The organism is Pseudomonas sp. D8002 (genome assembly GCF_013385695.1).
Taxonomy (GTDB): Bacteria; Pseudomonadota; Gammaproteobacteria; order Pseudomonadales; family Pseudomonadaceae; genus Aquipseudomonas.
Map to the genome: position 1 here is coordinate 83,243 of NZ_JACAPM010000031.1, position 16,057 is coordinate 99,299.

Genomic DNA, 16,057 nt, shown 5'->3' on the forward strand with positions numbered 1-16,057 from the left:
GAGAATTTCCCGATGAAACTGAACAAGCAAAACCTCACGCAACTGGCGCCCGAAGTGCAACTGCCGGCCTATGCGATTGCCAATACCAGCCAGGGCATCGCGCACATCGGCGTTGGCGGGTTCCACCGCGCCCACCAGGCGTATTACACCGATGCCTTGATGAATACCGGCGTGGGCCTGGACTGGAGCATTTGTGGTGTGGGCCTGCGCAGCGAGGACCGCAAGGCGCGGGACGACCTGGCCGGCCAGGACTACCTGTTCACCCTGTATGAACTGGGCGACACCGACGACACCGAAGTGCGCGTGATCGGCTCCATCAGCGACATGCTGCTGGCCGAAGACGGCGCCCAGGCGTTGATCGACAAGCTGGCCAGCCCGCAGATTCGCATCGTCTCGCTGACCATCACCGAAGGCGGCTACTGCATCGACGACAGCAACGGCGAGTTCATGGCCCACCTGCCGCAGATCCAGCATGACCTGGCCAACCCGGGCTCGCCGAAAACCGTGTTCGGGTTTATCTGCGCGGCGTTGACCCAGCGCCGGGCCGCCGGGGTGCCGGCATTTACCGTGATGTCCTGCGATAACCTGCCCCACAACGGCGCTGTGACTCGCAAGGCGTTGCTGGCCTTCGCCGCGCTGCATGACGCTGGCCTGCACGAGTGGATCAAGGCCAACGTGAGCTTTCCGAATGCGATGGTCGACCGCATCACGCCAATGACCAGCACCGCGCACCGCCTGCAATTGCATGACGATCACGGCATCGACGACGCCTGGCCGGTGGTCTGCGAGCCGTTTGTGCAATGGGTGCTGGAAGACAAGTTCGTCAACGGCCGCCCCGCGTGGGAGACGGTGGGCGTGCAGTTCACCGATGACGTGACACCGTATGAAGAGATGAAGATCGGCCTGCTCAACGGCAGCCACCTGGCATTGACGTACCTGGGCTTCCTGAAGGGCTATCGCTTCGTCCACGAGACCATGAACGACCCGTTGTTCGTGGCCTACATGCGCGCCTACATGGACCTGGACGTCACGCCCAACCTGGCGCCGGTTCCGGGTATCGACCTGACCGAATACAAGCAGACCCTGGTGGACCGCTTTTCCAACCAGGCGATTGCCGACCAGCTGGAGCGCGTGTGTTCCGATGGTTCGTCGAAGTTTCCCAAGTTCACCGTACCGACCATCAACCGCCTGATTGCCGATGGTCGCGAGACCGAGCGTGCTGCGCTGGTGGTGGCGGCCTGGGCGTTGTACTTGAAAGGCGTGGATGAGAATGGGGTGATCTACCGGATTCCAGACCCTCGCGCCGAGTTTTGCCAGGGGCTGGTGACGGAAGATGCGTTGATCAGCAAGCGGCTGCTGGGGGTGGAAGAGATTTTTGGTACGGCTATTCCCAACTCGCCCGAGTTTGTGGCAGCGTTTGAGCGGTGTTTCGAGAGCCTGCAGGATGTGGGTGTGAGCAAAACGCTGGAGCGGCTGCTCGCCAATCTCAACTGACGGAACCGAATCAAAAATGTGGGAGCGGGCTTGCTCGCGAAAGCGGTGGATCAGTCAATATTTGCATAACTGACACACCCTATTCGCGAGCAAGCCCGCTCCCACATTGACCGAGTTCTCCATAACAATAGGCTGAGCGACCTACCATGACCCAGCAAAACCTCTACCTCGGCATCGACTGCGGCACCCAGGGCACCAAGGCCATCGTGCTGGACGCCAGCAGCGGCAAAGTCCTGGGCCTGGGCGCCGCCAGCCACACGCTGATCAGCGGTGCCAACGGCCGCCGCGAACAGCACACCCAGGAGTGGCTGGACGCGTTTACCGAAGCCACTCACCGCGCCTTGCAACAGGCCGGGGTTGACGGCCAGGACATCCTCGCCATCGGCGTTTCCGGCCAGCAACACGGCCTGGTATTGCTGGATGACCAAGGCCAGGTGCTGCGCCCGGCCAAACTGTGGTGCGACACCGAAACCGCGCCGGAAAATGATCGCCTGCTGCAACACCTGGGCGGTGAAAGCGGCTCCCTGGAACGCCTCGGCGTGGCCATCGCGCCGGGCTACACCGTGTCCAAGCTGCTGTGGACCCGCGAACAGCACCCGGAGGTGTTCGCACGGATCGCGCATATCCTGCTGCCCCACGACTACCTCAACTACTGGCTCACCGGCCGCGCCTGCGCCGAATACGGCGATGCCTCCGGCACCGGTTATTTCAACGTGCGCACCCGTGAATGGGACCTGGCACTGTTGCGCCACATCGATCCCGACGGGCGCCTGGAAGCTGCGCTGCCTGAGTTGATCGAGGCCAACCAGCCAGTGGGCACCCTCCTGCCAGCCATCGCCGAGCGCCTGGGCATCAACCCGAATGCGCGGGTGTCCAGCGGCGGCGGCGACAACATGATGGGCGCCATCGGCACCGGCAATATCGCCCCCGGCGTGATCACCATGAGCCTGGGCTCATCCGGTACCGTGTATGCCTTTGCCGATCAGGCCAATGTCAGCCCGCAGGCGTCGGTGGCGACTTTCTGTTCATCCAGCGGCGGCTGGCTGCCGTTGATCTGCACCATGAACCTGACCAACGCCACCGGGGTCATCCGCGAGCTGTTCGACCTGGATCTGGTGGCGTTCAACGGGTTGGTGGCCCAGGCACCGATCGGCGCCGACGGCGTGAGCATGCTGCCGTTCCTCAATGGCGAGCGGGTGCCCGCCCTGCCCCACGCCACCGGCAGCCTGCACGGCCTGACGATGACCAATCTGACCCGCGCCAACCTGTGCCGCGCCGTGGTCGAAGGCACTACCTTCGGCTTGCGCTATGGCCTGGACCTGCTGCGCCAGACCGGCCTGCAGAGCCAGAGCATCCGCCTGATCGGCGGCGGCTCGAAAAGCCCGGTGTGGCGGCAGATGGTCGCGGATATCATGAACACCGAAGTGGTCTGCACCGAACAAAGCGAAGCGGCGGCCCTGGGTGCGGCAATCCAGGCCGCGTGGTGCCAGTCCGGTGAAAGCCTGGCGCAGTTGTGCCAGCGCTGCGTGAGCGTCGACGCAGCCAGCCGCACACTGCCGGATGCCGGCAGCGTGAGCGCCTACCAGCAGGCTTATGAGCGTTATCAACAGCACGTTGCATCCCTTTAAGAGCGAACGAATATGTATTTGGTATGTGGCGAAGCGCTGTTTGATTTTTTCAGCGAGGACGATGCCAGCGGCAAGGCATCCAGGGTCAATTACAAGGCGATTGCCGGCGGCTCGCCGTTCAACGTCGCGGTAGGCTTGCGTCGACTGGGAATCGACGCGGGCTTTTTCGCCGGGATCTCCGACGACTACCTGGGCCGACGCCTGTTGCAGGTGCTCAAGGACGAAGGCGTGGGCGAGGAGTACCTCGTGGAATTCTCAGCGCCCACCACCCTGGCAATGGTCGCAGTGGGTGCCAATGGCTCACCGCAATACAGCTTTCGCGGTGAAGGTTGCGCCGACCGCCAGTTGCAACTTGAGCATCTACCGGCGTTGGGCGACGAAGTGCGTGGCGTACACATCGGCTCGTTCTCACTGGTGGTGCAGCCGATTGCCGACACCCTGCTGGCCCTGGTACGCCGGGAAAGCGGCAAGCGCCTGATCAGCCTCGACCCCAACGTACGCCTGAACCCGGAGCCGAACATCGAGCTGTGGCGCGCCCGCGTGGCCGAGCTGGTCAAGCATGCCGACCTGATCAAGGTCAGTGACGAAGACCTGCACCTGCTCTACCCCGGCCAAACACCGGAAAGCGTCCTGCAGGGCTGGTTGCAGCACCGTTGCCAACTGGTGTTCCTGACCCGCGGCGGCGACGGCGCGACGGTGTTCAGCCGCCAGCACGGCAGTTGGTCGGCGCCGGCGGCCAAGGTCGTCATGGCGGACACGGTAGGGGCTGGCGATACGTTCCAAGCCGCGTTGATTGCCTGGCTGACCGAGCAGCAACTGGACTCGGTAGAGGGCCTGCAACGGCTGACCCGCGAGCAGATCAGCAGCATGCTCACCTTCGCCATCCGCGCTGCCGCACTCACCTGCAGCAAGACCGGGCCGGACCTGCCCTACCGCCAGCAATTGAACTAGCCCAGCCTGCCCCCGCGCGCTGCGGGGGCAACTCATTTACTCCTTTCTCCTTTCCTCCACAACCTGTCAACTTTGACAGTTGTCAGTCGTGGTTTTCGGGTCAAGACTCCGGTTACGCCTCAATCTCAAGGAAGTGGCGCCAACATCATTGTGTTGCCGGGAGATTTTATGAAAAACATCAAGATTGGCTTGTTCGTAGGGATAGTGTTGGCCACGTCGGTTGCTCGCGCAACGCCACTGGATACCACGACAGACCTGGAGTCTATTGCATGGGAACATGTGTCCTTTGTGTCTATAGCACCCTATGCCCCATTGAAAACTTTGAGCCCAGAAAAGAGCGCCACTCAACCCGGATTCCCTACGGGTTTCTGTAACGGCACCTCGGCAAATGGGATCAGTTGCCGCACGGGAGCGGGAAAAGCTGTCGGACATACACGCATAGGGGTCAATTTGCACTATTGAAGTGGCCAGCATGAGCCGGATACTTGGTTTGCGCAGCACGGGATCGTGTTGGCCACGTTGGTTCCAGGCGCAACGCCCGTCGACACAAAGGCAATTCTGGAAGATGTGAGGAGACCCAGTTGGACAGCTATACGCTGGAGGGTTTCAGCGGTAATGCGCAGGTACGCATGAGCTGGTAGGCTCACGCTTCCCTAGCGCGGGTAACCGCCCGGGCAACGATGGCGCCCACTACCGCCCCCACTATCGGTGCCGCCCAGAATAGCCACAACTGCATCAGGTATTCCCCGCCGGCAAACAATGCTGGCCCGGTGCTGCGCGCCGGGTTGACCGAGGTGTTGGTGACGGGGATGGCCACCAGGTGAATCAGCGTCAGGGTCAGGCCAATGGCAATCGGCGCAAACCCGACAGCCGAACCCGGGCCGGTGACACGCATGATGATGAACACAAAAAAGAACGTCCCCACCGCCTCGACCACCAACGCGGCCAGCAGGCTGTAATGCCCGGGGCTCAATTGGCCATAGCCGTTGGCGGCGAAAGCGCCCACTTCAAACCCCGGACGACCACTGGCGATCAGCGCCAACACGGCGGCGGCGACAATCGCACCGGCGACTTGGGCAATGATGTACGGCACCACGTCAACGCCCGGCATCCGGCGCCCCACCCATAGGCCGATGGTCACCGCCGGGTTGAAGTGTGCACCAGAAATACTGCCCACCGCGTAGGCCATCGTCAGCACCGTCAAGCCAAAGGCCAGGGCGACACCGGCGAAGCCGATCCCGAGTTCCGGAAACGCCGCGGCCAGTATCGCGCTGCCGCACCCGCAGAAGGTCAACCAGAACGTCCCAAGAAACTCTGCTGCGATTTTCTTTTGCAAACCAACTCCACCCAATGCCAACGCCATCCGATTGATGGGCCTGGCGGCGACGGTAGCAAAAGCGATTAACTTGGCTGTATCAGACTTGTCCGGTAAACCGGTGAGCCTTTTTCTATGGCAGCGTTGCAACGACTGCATCGTCGGTGCCCGTGCTGTCTTCAGCACCGCCTGCCACATAAGTGCCGTTTGGGGATATCGCCGTCAGACCGCTTTCCTGACCGCCGCCGAACTGTGGAATGGCCACGGTTCCCGTCGCAGAAGTCCAGGTGGCGGCCTGGTGATGCTCGCCGGCATTTTCGCTGGTCAGTGCCACGACGTCGTTATCACTCAAATCCACGAAGCCTATATGTGTGCCGCCTGCCAACGGCGGAATCAACTGAGTGCTGCCCGACGAAGGCGTCCAGAAGGCCAACAGATGATGGCCATTGCTGTCCTGGTACGACACAACGGCATGCCCGTTATTGTTCAACCGCAAACCGGTGATTCGAGATGCCCCCGATACACCGCTAATGCTGCTCAACTGAACCGGCGTGGCGCTTGGATTGGGCCAGTAGACGGCTTGGGGCACATCCGGCGCCGAGAAGTGGCAAGTGCCCAGCAACTGCACTGCATTGTTTACGCTGCTTACGCTGCAGCCCGTGCTACCGGCAGGTGTGGTCAAGGGCGTCGTGACCAAGGTGCCCAGTAGCCCGGTTTTCTGCACGACTTTGGCGACGGTGTTGCCAGACGCAGGATTCGGGCAGTCGAGCGCAACGGTGGGCACACCGTTTATAGGCGTGTTGTTGATGTCGGCGGGAAAGCAGTTGTCGTGCAGGGCGGACACTTGAAGCGGGGCTGTACTCCCGGAAAACCACAACACTGCCGTTGCGTCACCGGTACCGCTTAAGCTCGCCCCGGCCAATACATCGCTCTGGTTGAAGGCACTAATGACAGTGCGCGCCTCAGGCAGTAATCCAGTGCCCAATACCGAGACGGCTTGCAACGCCACCGGCGCAGCGCCCGGCGTAGCGCTGTTCCAGATGACGGCGGTGGCTCGATTGTCTGCCATTTTGCATGAGCCCGCTATTTGTCCGTTATTGTCTATAGCCACGGCGGTGCAGCCTTGGCCACTCACCAATGGCGGTAGCGGAACTTCAGTGCCTGCCGTGGACGCGACCCACGCCACGGATGGCCCCGAAGTAGTGCCCGGGGTACAGGTACCCACCACAACGCCCGAGTTGTTGACCGCCAAGGAAACACATTGCTTCCCGGCAGCCGTGCCTTCACCGACGAATGTTGCTGCGCTGACAGCGCCTGTATAGGCAGTTGCACCCGCCATCGCGAGAACCAGCGTGCGGTTGATCAAATTGTTCATGGCTATTCTTTCCTTGGAGGCCAGTTTGATGGCCGGCGGGTGAGACGTTTCAAGCGCCGGGGCAACCTAGTTATGGCACAGTTCCCAGGACAGACAACTGTCAGAGTTGACAGGTTGTGAGGTGATAAAAAAAGGCGTAATAGATGCTTCCCTCACGCAGCCCACGCCCCCATGAAGATGAAGCTTTTGTCAGTAAAGCCTCACTTAATCGATGGTTAATCCCCCGGGAAGACATTTGATTCGACCGCACTCGCACGGCTCCAACCGTTGCCCAGGGCGGCCGCGGCTCATCACGTTGTTGAGCCTGCGAACGACTTGCGGAGAAACACCATGAAACTGCGTACGTTAATGCTCGGTGCTGCACTGGCCCTGACGGCTGTAACGGGGATGGCGCAGGCTGACACCGCACCCGTCGTCACGCCTTATCACTACGGCGAGAAGATGGATGTGCAGAAGGTGCTTGCCATGCATGAAACCGATACCAATGAATGCAAGGTGATCAAGGCCGATATCAAGTTCGTGGACAGTCAAGGGAAAGTCCAGGACGTGGGCTATCGCAAACTGTCGGAAGCCTGTGATTTCCAGAATTGAACCGATCGGCTTTTTTGTAGGAGCGAGCTTGCTCGCGAAAGACTCCAGCGAAACGCGGGCATCCTGAATGTACGCGGGCCTTGCGTTCTTCGCGAGCAAGCTCGCTCCTACAGGGGTATCCTTGAGCGCTCGTTACGGCTGAAAGGATTCGCCATGCAAGTGCACTTCCGTCCCCTCGCTACCTTCACTGCCCTGCTGTGCTTTGCCCTCGCGCTGATCTGGGGTTTGCGCCCGGACCTGCTCCTGTGGGTGTGGAGTGTTGAATACTCCAGTGCCACCGGCCTGGTCGCCCGACGCAACGCCGCGCTGTTCCTGGCCATTGGCATCATGTTTTACCGCGCCCGCCATTCCCCACCTGATGCGACACGGCATGCCATGACCTCCGGCTTTGCGATCGGCTGTTTTGTGCTGGCGATGTTGGGGATCAGCGAATGGATCAACGGCCATGCGGGCCCGGGGATTTTGCTGGCGGTGATCACGGAAACGGCGTTGGGCCTGGCGTTTCTCCAGGCCCGCAAGTCTTCACTGATTGAAGCTCAACCGTCCGTTTAATAGACGTCCGTTTAATAGAAAGGACGCGCACCGGCTCGTTTGAGGGCCGGGGCATGGGTGTGGGTGTGCTTGAGGTCTTCACGCAACTCGGTAATCAAATTGCAGATCGCCCGACTGCTGTCGAGCTTGTTCGCGCAAATGCCGGTGACCACCAAGTCGACCCGGTCATGGTCGATCTCGTGATAAACCTTCACCGTCAGCGAGGCGTCTGGCGCCTTGGTGACTTCACAGCGCTTAGGCAGAAAACTTCCTTCAATAATGCCGCGTAATTCCAGATCCGAAAGCATGGCCGACCTCTCCTTTTATGAGATTGCCAATCGATTGTTATCAATATTCTTTATTCGTACGGCTGGCGAACGCGGTGACACGCTCGCCGTTTGCGCCTGACCAGCCCTGGCAGACGGCTTTGCTTACCCAGCGTACTAGGCTCGCTCGAAATGCGTTGGATCCTTTCCTCATAAGCGACGACATTACTTATATAAGTTACGTGGCAGACCGCCATCAACCCTCCCGTTTGAGGTATGAACCGTCGTGCTTGTAGCTCATTCAGAGTTGTAACAGGATCTTATAAAGCATTAAACGTGCCGCCATACGCACTGCCCTGCGCCCCAGACAAATCGGGGCTTTCGGACAAAATTACGTGCCGTCGATTCATGCGTCTTGCAATGAGCCTCCCTTGGCATCATGCAAATTGAAAGACCGCTCGCTATAAGTGCCCGCAACAAACTTTTTGACGCCTTCATAACCACTATCCAAACGGATGAATGTAACTAAATTAAACAGTCTTTAGGTTAAACGTTTAACCTGTCTGAGCAGCCACTCGTTCAGCAACATGCCGCAAACTATCGAAGTTGATATTGGCCCCGGAGTTGATCGCCACCCATGTTTGCCCCTGGAGGCCAGTCTTCCCGACATACTTGCGGATACCGGCGACAGCCAGGGCACCTGAAGGCTCAGTGATCGAGCGCGTATCGTCGTAGATCAGCTTGATGGCACTGCACAGTTCGTCATTGCTGACGGTGATCACTTCATCCACATGGTGCCGGCAGATTTCAAAACCATAGGCGCCGATCTGGGCCACGGCCGTGCCATCGGCAAAGCTGTCGACACTCGGCAACACCACCCGGCTCCCAGCGCGCAAGGCTGCCAGCAGGCAACTGGAGCCTTCGGGCTCGACGCCGATGATGCGCACTTCGGGCCGCAGGTATTTCACGTAGGCCGCGATACCGGCGATCAACCCGCCGCCGCCCACCGGGACGAAGATCGCGTCCAGCGGGCCCTGCTGCTGACGCAGCACTTCCATCCCCACTGTGCCCTGCCCGGCAATCACGTCCGGGTCGTCGAACGGCGAAACAAACGTACTGCCGGTGGCCTCGGCCAATTGCAACGCATGGGCCAAGGCGAACGGAAAGCTGGCCCCATGCAACACCGCCTCGCCGCCTCGGGAGCGTACGCCCAACACTTTCAGCTCCGGGGTGCTGCACGGCATGACAATCGTCGCCTTGATCCCCAACTCCCGCGCCGCCAATGCCACGCCCTGGGCATGGTTGCCCGCCGACGCGGTGATGACGCCCCGGGCCTTTTGCTCGGCGCTGAGTTGCACCAACTTGTTGTAGGCGCCACGGATCTTGAAGGAAAAGGTCGGTTGCAAGTCTTCGCGCTTGAGCAGGATCTGATTACCCAGCAGCGCCGAAAGCGCCGGCGCTGCCTGCAATGGCGTACGCACCGCCAGGTCGTAGACCGGGGCGGCCAGGATCTTCTTCACGTAGTGCTCAAGCAATCCCGAATCTTGGGGCTGGCTCGCCGGGCGGGTACTCATGGATGTCTCCTGGGTGTTTACAAGGCCCTGGAGACGGAAAAACAAAACCCGCCTCTAGGGCGGGTTTGGGTACAGCCGAGCGCTATCCCGCCAAATGAGGAATGGCGGTAATAATGCTTGGCTGGCAACGAAAGGTTTGAAATGTCATGAATCAAAATTAACCGGCGCCACCGGGCAAGTCAATGGCGAAACGCCAGGCTTTACGTAGAGCATACGAAACGTATACGCTTTGTATATCAACTCTGCACAGTGAAGCTCATGGGCATCGTCAAGATCACCGACCAATTGCACGAACAACTCCGTCTGGCCAGCGCCACCATGGACCGTTCCATCAACGCCCAGGCCGAGTTCTGGATCAAGATCGGCCTGCTCGCCGAACTCAATCCACACCTGGCCTATAACGACCTGATCAACAAACTGTTGCTGGACAAGCCCGACCTGATCCGGGGGCGCAGCGAATGATCAAGACCACCGAACAACTTGCCGTGATGCGCGAATCCGGCCGCCTGTTGGCCCAGGTGTTTACCATGCTCGATGGTTTTGTCGCCGCCGGCCAGTCGACCCTGGAGATCGACAGCGCGGTGGAAGCCTTCATCCGCAATGACCTGCAATCGCGACCGGCGAGCCTGGGCCAGTACGACTACCCCTTCTGCATCAATACCTCGATCAACGAGGTGGTGTGCCATGGCATGCCCAGCGCCAAGGCCGTGCTCAAGGACGGCGACATCGTCAACATCGACATCACCCTGGAGAAAGGCGGCTATATCGCCGACTCCAGCAAGATGTACATGATCGGCAATGTCTCGCCCAAGGCCCGGCGCCTGGTGGAAATGACCTTTGAAGCGATGTGGGCCGGCATCCGCCAAGTCAAGCCCGGCGCACGCCTGGGGGATATCGGCTACGCCATCCAGAACCATGCCCAGAGCAACGGCTACAGCGTGGTGCGTGAATATTGCGGGCATGGCATTGGCCGCGAGATGCACGAGGACCCGCAGATCCTGCACTTCGGCCGCCCCGGTACCGGGCTCGAACTGCGTGAAGGCATGGTGTTTACCATTGAGCCGATGCTCAACCAGGGCAGCGCCAAGGTGCGCAGCTTGAAGGATGGCTGGACGGTGGTGACGCGGGACAACAGCTTGTCGGCGCAGTGGGAACATACCGTGGCGGTGACGCGGGATGGGTTTGAGGTGCTGACGTTGCAGCCGGACGTCTGAATGGCGCACATCCCCTGTGGGAGCGGGCTTGCTCGCGAAAGCGGTGTGACAGTCGCCATCTACAGTGACTGATCCACCGCTTTCGCGAGCAAGCCCGCTCCCACATTTAGACCTCAGTGATATTCAGGATTTTAGTCATACTGCCTTGTCGCCACTCCCCGCAATCCGCTTCAACCCCAGCACCATCAACCCCGCCCCGAGTCCCATCGCGGCCATGAACAACGGGTACGAAATCCACCACGGCGTGCCCGCCGTCATCATGCTGAACTCCGACATCCCGCCCACGCTGGCGATCAGGTTCAACGGCAGGAACACCACGTTGATCAGCGTCAGCTTGCGCAGCAGGTTGTTCATGCTGTTGTTCATCAGGTTGCCCCGGGCGTCGATCAGCCCGGAGAACACGTTGGAGTAAATCTCCGCCTGCTTGTAGCACTGGTTGTTCTCGATAATCAGGTCATCGATCAGGCCCAGTGTTTCAGCGCTGAAATGTTCCTTTTCCCCATGGTTGCGCAGGCGCGTCAGCACCGCGCCGTTGCTGTGCAGGGCGTTGATGTAATAGATCAGGCTTTCGCTGAGGTTGAACATCTGCATCAGGTGGCGATTGCTCATCGATGCATTGAACTGCTGCTGCAGTTCCCGGGCGACCATCTTGATCACCTTGAGGTGGCCCAGGTAGTGATGGATGTTGTTGAGCAGCAAGTCCAGCAACACATCCAGCGGCGTGCGCAATGGCCGGCGCGCCCCCAGCCCGGAAAGCTGGCTGTCGTCGGTGGCGATCACCAGGAGTTGGTCCCCGGAAAACAACAGGCCGCAGGACGATACTTCAAACACCAGGTTGCCGCCGCCGGAATAGTTCTCCGGGCGCTTCCAGATCAGGAACAGGTTATCGGGGTGGAACTCGATGCGCGACACTTCGTCCGGGTCCAGCGCCGAAGCCAGGGCGTGTTCATCGAGCTTGTAGCAGTCGCGCAGGTACTTGCGCTCGTGGGGGTCAGGATTGCTGAACAGCAAGACATCCCCGCCGTCCCCCAGGCTGTTGTACAACTTGCCATCGGTTAATTCAAAGCGCTGGATCATCGCGCGTCACCACACCTGGCCTTGACGCTTCAACTCCAGGCGTCGCACGAACTCTTCCAGTACCAGGGAATACAAGTCGTCTTGCAGGTAGGCATCTTCGATGCCGGCGTCCATGTTGGGGTTGTCGTTGACCTCGATCACCACCACCTTGTCGCCGGACTGCTTGAGGTCGACGCCGTACAGGCCGTCGCCGATCAGGTTGGCGGTTTTTACCGCCAGTTCCACCACCGCCTTGGGGGCTTCGTGGACCGCCAGGGTGCGGCACTCGCCGTTGATGTCCTGGCCGATGGCCTTGTGGTTGTAGATCTGCCAATGCCCCTTGGACATGAAGTACTGGCAGGCAAAGATCGGTTTGCGGTTGAGGACGCCGATGCGCCAGTCGTACTCGGTGTAGAAAAATTCCTGGGCCAGCAGCAACACGGAATGCTCGAACAGTTCGGCGGTGGCGGTCAGCAGCGCTTGCTGGCTTTCGACCTTGATCACGCCGCGGGAGAAACACCCGTCGGGGATCTTCAGCACCAGCGGGAAGCCGAGGCGCTCACCCACCCGTTCGAAATCTTCGGGTCGCTCCTTGTAGAGAATTTCGGTGGCGGGCATGCCCAGTTGATGGCTTTTCAGCAGGTCCGTGAGGTAGACCTTGTTGGTACAGCGCAGGATCGAGGCCGGGTCGTCCATCACCACCAGCCCTTCGCTTTCGGCCTTTTTCGCGAAGCGGTAGGTGTGGTTGTCGACGCTGGTGGTCTCGCGGATCAGCAGGGCGTCGTATTCGGCCAGGCGGGCGTAGTCCTTGCGTTCGATCAGTTCCACGTCGATGCCGAGCCCCTTGCCGACCCGGACGAAATTTTCCAGGGCGCGGGCGTTGGACGGCGGCAGTTGTTCCTGCGGGTCGTGCAGGATCGCCAGGTCATAGCGGGCCAGACGGCGGGAGCGCGGTTGACGCCAGATCTTGCGGCTGAAGTTGTCCAGGGCATTCGCGAATTGGTCTTCCTGGTCATCACGCAACTTGTGCAATACGCCAGACTTGATGCCTTCGATGTGCCAGCCGTTATTCTTGCGAAACTCAACTAACAGGATCGGACAGGGAAACGCTTCAAACAATTGGCGGGCCAGATCCTGCAAGGGTTCAATATTGGTCCGGCCAAAGTAAAGTGTCAGGGTAAAGCCTTCGGTGTTGCTGTAGAGATGATGACTCAAGGCTTTATCGAGGGTTTTATCGAGGTCATCCAGGGCCAGGCCGTACAGGGACTTTTTCGTCAGTTCGCTGATGGTGCGCACCGACGGAATCACCTTGTGCCCCCGCGCCTCGGCCAGCAGCGAGCAGTAGTAGCCGTGCCCCAGGTACTTGTAGCTGCGGCACAGGTTGATCACCTGCACGCGCTTGCCCGTCTCGTTTTCCCGGGTTTGCTCAAGGTATTCCTGGGCGGTGACGATGTCTTCGCTGGGGAAGTACGAGGCCCAGTCTTCCTTGCGCTCGACAATGATCACGACTTGACTTGCACTCTTGGGAGGGCTGGAAAAATAACCGTTGGAAGTTATTGTCGCCGCCACTGTTTGCTCGGATACTTCACGCCAATGACCTTGTACCGCTGACATATTGATTGATCCGCTTTAGAGAACTAGACCTTTTCTATTAAGCACGATCTTTTAGAGAAGTCCCGTTTCGTTACGCAACTTTTACGGCGGTCACATGGCTCTTTCCTTTCGCGTTGCAACACCCGATGACGTGCCTGCATTGGTGGCATTGGAACAGCACTGTTTCACCACGGACCGGCTCTCCACCCGGAGCTTCCAGTGGATGGTCAGTCGCGCCCACGGGCAACTGCTGGTGGCAGAAAAACACGGCGAATTGCTGGGCTACGCCCTGGTGTTGTTCCACCGGGGCACCTCCCTGGCGCGCCTGTACTCCATCGCCATCGCCGAGTCTTCCCGGGGCCTGGGCCTGGGCAAACAGCTGCTGACGCGCATCGAAGCCTGTGCGGTGGAGCATGACTGCGCCTACCTGCGCCTGGAAGTGCGTACCGACAACCCCGGCGCCATCGCCCTGTATGAGCGCAACGGCTACCGGCGCTTTGCCTTGGTCAACGACTACTACGAAGACCACGCCCCTGCCCTGCGCCTGGAGAAACGCATCCTCCAGCACCAGGACGCGCGCGCCTTGAGCGTGCCCTATTACCAGCAAACCACCGACTTCACCTGCGGCGCCGCCAGCCTGCTGATGGCCATGGGTGCCCTGGAACCTGCGCGGGTGGCCCAGCGCCGGGAAGAACTGCAGATCTGGCGCGAGGCAACCACCGTGTTCATGACCGCCGGCCATGGCGGCTGCAGCCCCCAGGGCTTGGCGCTGGCCGCCTGGCGCCGGGGCTTTCGGGTGCGCATGCAGGTCAATGTCAGCGGACCGTTGTTTCTCGACGGGGTACGTGATCAGCATAAAAAAGACGTCATGCGTTTGGTGCATGACGCCTTCGAGGAAGAGTTGGCCTTGAGCGACGTTGAGCAAGTGCTCGGCGGCCCGCTGGATTTACCCCAGGTGCTGCGCGAAGGCGGCCAGCCGCTGGTGTTGATCAGCAGCTACCGCCTGACCCGCTCCAAGTCGCCCCACTGGGTAATCGTCACCGACTGCGACGAAGACTTCGTGTACCTGCACGACCCGGACGTCGACCACAGCCAGCATCGCCAGCCCATGGACTGCCAGCATCTGCCGGTCAGCCATGGGGAGTTCGAGCGAATGTGCCGGTTCGGCAATAACAAATTGCGGGCAGCGGTGGTGGTGTTCAGGCGACTTGCTTGATCCCGGCCTTGGCTTCCAGTTCGCGCACCAGCGGTAATACACGCTTGCCGAAGTATTCCACTTCTTCCTGAAAGTGCAGGAAGCCGGCCAGTACCAGGTCCACGCCGACCGCCTTCAAGGCGACGATGCGCTCGGCAATCTGCTGCGGGGTGCCGATCAGATTGGTCTTGAAGCCGTCGTTGTATTGCACCAGATCCTCGAAGGTCGACTTGGCCCAGTTGCCCTCACCTTCCGGTGACGCCTTGCCCGCCTGTTTCGCCGCATCGCCAAACGCGTTGACGGCTTCCGGGTCGGCCTGCTCGATGATTTGCGCGAGCACGGCGCGGGCTTCTTCCTCGGTGTCGCGAGCGATCACAAACGCATTCACACCGACTTTCACCGAATGGTTATTGGCCGCCGCCTTGGCGCGAATGTCATCGACCTGGGCCTTGATGCCTTCCGGGGTATTGCCGTTGGTGAAGTACCAGTCCGACACCCGTGCCGCCATGTCCCGCGCGGCCCGCGAACTGCCACCCTGGAAGATTTCCGGGTGGGGCTCGCCCAGTGGCTTGGGCTTGAGGCTGTAGTTGTCGAAGCGGTAGAAATCACCCCGGAAAGTGAAGTTGTCCTGGGTCCAGATGCCTTTCAGGGCGCGAATGAATTCCTCGGAACGGCGATAACGCTCGTCGTGCTCCAGCCAGTGTTCGCCGATGGCCTGGAACTCACCCTTGAACCAGCCGCTGACGATATTGACGGCAACGCGGCCGTTGGTGAGTTGGTCGATGGTTGCCAGTTGCTTGGCCGCCAGCGCAGGTTGCCAGGGGCCCGGCAGGATTGCCGCGATCACCTTGAGCTTGGTGGTGGCCGCCAGCAACGCGTGGCTGAACGCGACCGACTCATGCTGGTATTCGGCGCCATAACCGGCGGTGAAACGAATCTGTGTCAGGGCGTATTCAAAGCCGGCTTCTTCAGCCAACTGCGCCAGCTTGCGGTTGTAGTCGATGCCCCAGTGGGTGCGCTGTTCGATCTTGCTGACCACCAGCCCCCCGCTGACGTTGGGCACCCAGTAGGCAAATTTGACGGCTTGCTGACTCATTGGACTGTACCTCGCGGATTGGCATGTACGAGGTGTGGAGCAGCAACTGTGCCAGTGGGCGTGAGAGGCCCGCACTACCGGCCTTCGAGCGCGGAAACAGGCGAAAAGCAGCCTGTTCCGAGCTGTCATGGATTGCAGCGGTTTGTCGTTTTGCTGTTGCAGGAACAACAGTTGAATC

The 16,057-nt window shown here is 60.3% G+C and carries 15 protein-coding genes; 8 read left to right on the plus strand and 7 right to left on the minus strand.

All coding sequences use genetic code 11. The annotated features are described in order from the left end of the window. The first annotated feature begins 12 nt into the window (after window positions 1-12). From HX807_RS17440 to HX807_RS17450, 3 genes are all read left to right on the plus strand, one after another. Window positions 13-1,494 carry a mannitol dehydrogenase family protein gene (locus tag HX807_RS17440; RefSeq protein WP_134326703.1) on the plus strand — a complete coding sequence of 494 codons (1,482 nt, stop codon included), beginning with the start codon at window positions 13-15 and terminating at the stop codon, window positions 1,492-1,494. 146 nt (window positions 1,495-1,640) lie between these two features. Continuing rightward, window positions 1,641-3,122 (plus strand): xylulokinase, encoded by a 1,482-nt coding sequence (gene xylB / locus HX807_RS17445; RefSeq protein ID WP_177050559.1) that lies wholly within the window; start codon window positions 1,641-1,643, stop codon window positions 3,120-3,122. A 12-nt stretch (window positions 3,123-3,134) separates the two neighbouring features. Further along, window positions 3,135-4,073 (plus strand): carbohydrate kinase, encoded by a 939-nt coding sequence (locus tag HX807_RS17450; protein WP_177050560.1) that lies wholly within the window; start codon window positions 3,135-3,137, stop codon window positions 4,071-4,073. A gap of 643 nt (window positions 4,074-4,716) precedes the next feature. Here HX807_RS17450 and aqpZ read toward each other — a convergent pair. Together aqpZ and HX807_RS17460 are read right to left on the minus strand one after the other, a co-directional pair. After that, window positions 4,717-5,409 carry an aquaporin Z gene (gene aqpZ, locus HX807_RS17455; RefSeq protein ID WP_008436121.1) on the minus strand — a complete coding sequence of 231 codons (693 nt, stop codon included), beginning with the start codon at window positions 5,407-5,409 and terminating at the stop codon, window positions 4,717-4,719. 112 nt (window positions 5,410-5,521) lie between these two features. Next, window positions 5,522-6,763 (minus strand): hypothetical protein, encoded by a 1,242-nt coding sequence (locus HX807_RS17460; protein ID WP_008436119.1) that lies wholly within the window; start codon window positions 6,761-6,763, stop codon window positions 5,522-5,524. 330 nt (window positions 6,764-7,093) lie between these two features. On the opposite strand from HX807_RS17460, the gene HX807_RS17465 reads away from it, so the two are divergent. Further along, window positions 7,094-7,354, plus strand: a complete 261-nt coding sequence (locus HX807_RS17465) for a DUF2790 domain-containing protein (protein ID WP_008436118.1) — start codon at window positions 7,094-7,096, stop codon at window positions 7,352-7,354. Window positions 7,355-7,507: 153 nt separating this feature from the next. Further along, on the plus strand, window positions 7,508-7,906 hold the full coding sequence (locus tag HX807_RS17470; RefSeq protein ID WP_177050561.1) for a hypothetical protein: 399 nt from the start codon (window positions 7,508-7,510) through the stop codon (window positions 7,904-7,906). Window positions 7,907-7,917: 11 nt separating this feature from the next. On the opposite strand, the gene HX807_RS17475 is transcribed toward HX807_RS17470, so the two are convergent. Together HX807_RS17475 and ilvA are read right to left on the minus strand one after the other, a co-directional pair. Next, on the minus strand, window positions 7,918-8,193 hold the full coding sequence (locus tag HX807_RS17475; protein ID WP_063029815.1) for a DUF1652 domain-containing protein: 276 nt from the start codon (window positions 8,191-8,193) through the stop codon (window positions 7,918-7,920). Between the two features lie 512 nt (window positions 8,194-8,705). After that, complete coding sequence (gene ilvA / locus HX807_RS17480) at window positions 8,706-9,725, minus strand: threonine ammonia-lyase, biosynthetic (protein ID WP_102606112.1); 1,020 nt, start codon at window positions 9,723-9,725, stop codon at window positions 8,706-8,708. A 258-nt stretch (window positions 9,726-9,983) separates the two neighbouring features. On the opposite strand from ilvA, the gene HX807_RS17485 reads away from it, so the two are divergent. Further along, entirely contained in the window at window positions 9,984-10,187 is a 204-nt protein-coding gene (locus HX807_RS17485; protein ID WP_003215288.1) for a ParD-like family protein, read from the plus strand. Next, window positions 10,184-10,939 carry a type I methionyl aminopeptidase gene (gene map, locus HX807_RS17490; protein ID WP_177042233.1) on the plus strand — a complete coding sequence of 252 codons (756 nt, stop codon included), beginning with the start codon at window positions 10,184-10,186 and terminating at the stop codon, window positions 10,937-10,939. Before HX807_RS17485 ends, map begins: the two co-directional genes overlap by 4 nt. A 135-nt stretch (window positions 10,940-11,074) precedes the next feature. Here the strand turns inward: map and HX807_RS17495 are convergent, their stop codons facing one another. Both HX807_RS17495 and HX807_RS17500 read right to left on the minus strand, forming a co-directional pair. Then, complete coding sequence (locus HX807_RS17495) at window positions 11,075-12,016, minus strand: magnesium transporter CorA family protein (RefSeq protein WP_008430799.1); 942 nt, start codon at window positions 12,014-12,016, stop codon at window positions 11,075-11,077. A 6-nt stretch (window positions 12,017-12,022) separates the two neighbouring features. Continuing rightward, on the minus strand, window positions 12,023-13,609 hold the full coding sequence (locus tag HX807_RS17500; RefSeq protein WP_003215278.1) for a RimK family protein: 1,587 nt from the start codon (window positions 13,607-13,609) through the stop codon (window positions 12,023-12,025). A gap of 94 nt (window positions 13,610-13,703) precedes the next feature. On the opposite strand from HX807_RS17500, the gene HX807_RS17505 reads away from it, so the two are divergent. Then, a complete protein-coding gene (locus HX807_RS17505) occupies window positions 13,704-14,804 on the plus strand; it encodes a GNAT family N-acetyltransferase/peptidase C39 family protein (RefSeq protein ID WP_003215276.1) in 1,101 nt (366 codons plus the stop codon). On the opposite strand, the gene sfnG is transcribed toward HX807_RS17505, so the two are convergent. Further along, on the minus strand, window positions 14,788-15,879 hold the full coding sequence (gene sfnG / locus HX807_RS17510; RefSeq protein ID WP_087692696.1) for a dimethylsulfone monooxygenase SfnG: 1,092 nt from the start codon (window positions 15,877-15,879) through the stop codon (window positions 14,788-14,790). The genes HX807_RS17505 and sfnG overlap by 17 nt on opposite strands. Window positions 15,880-16,057: the final 178 nt, after the last annotated feature.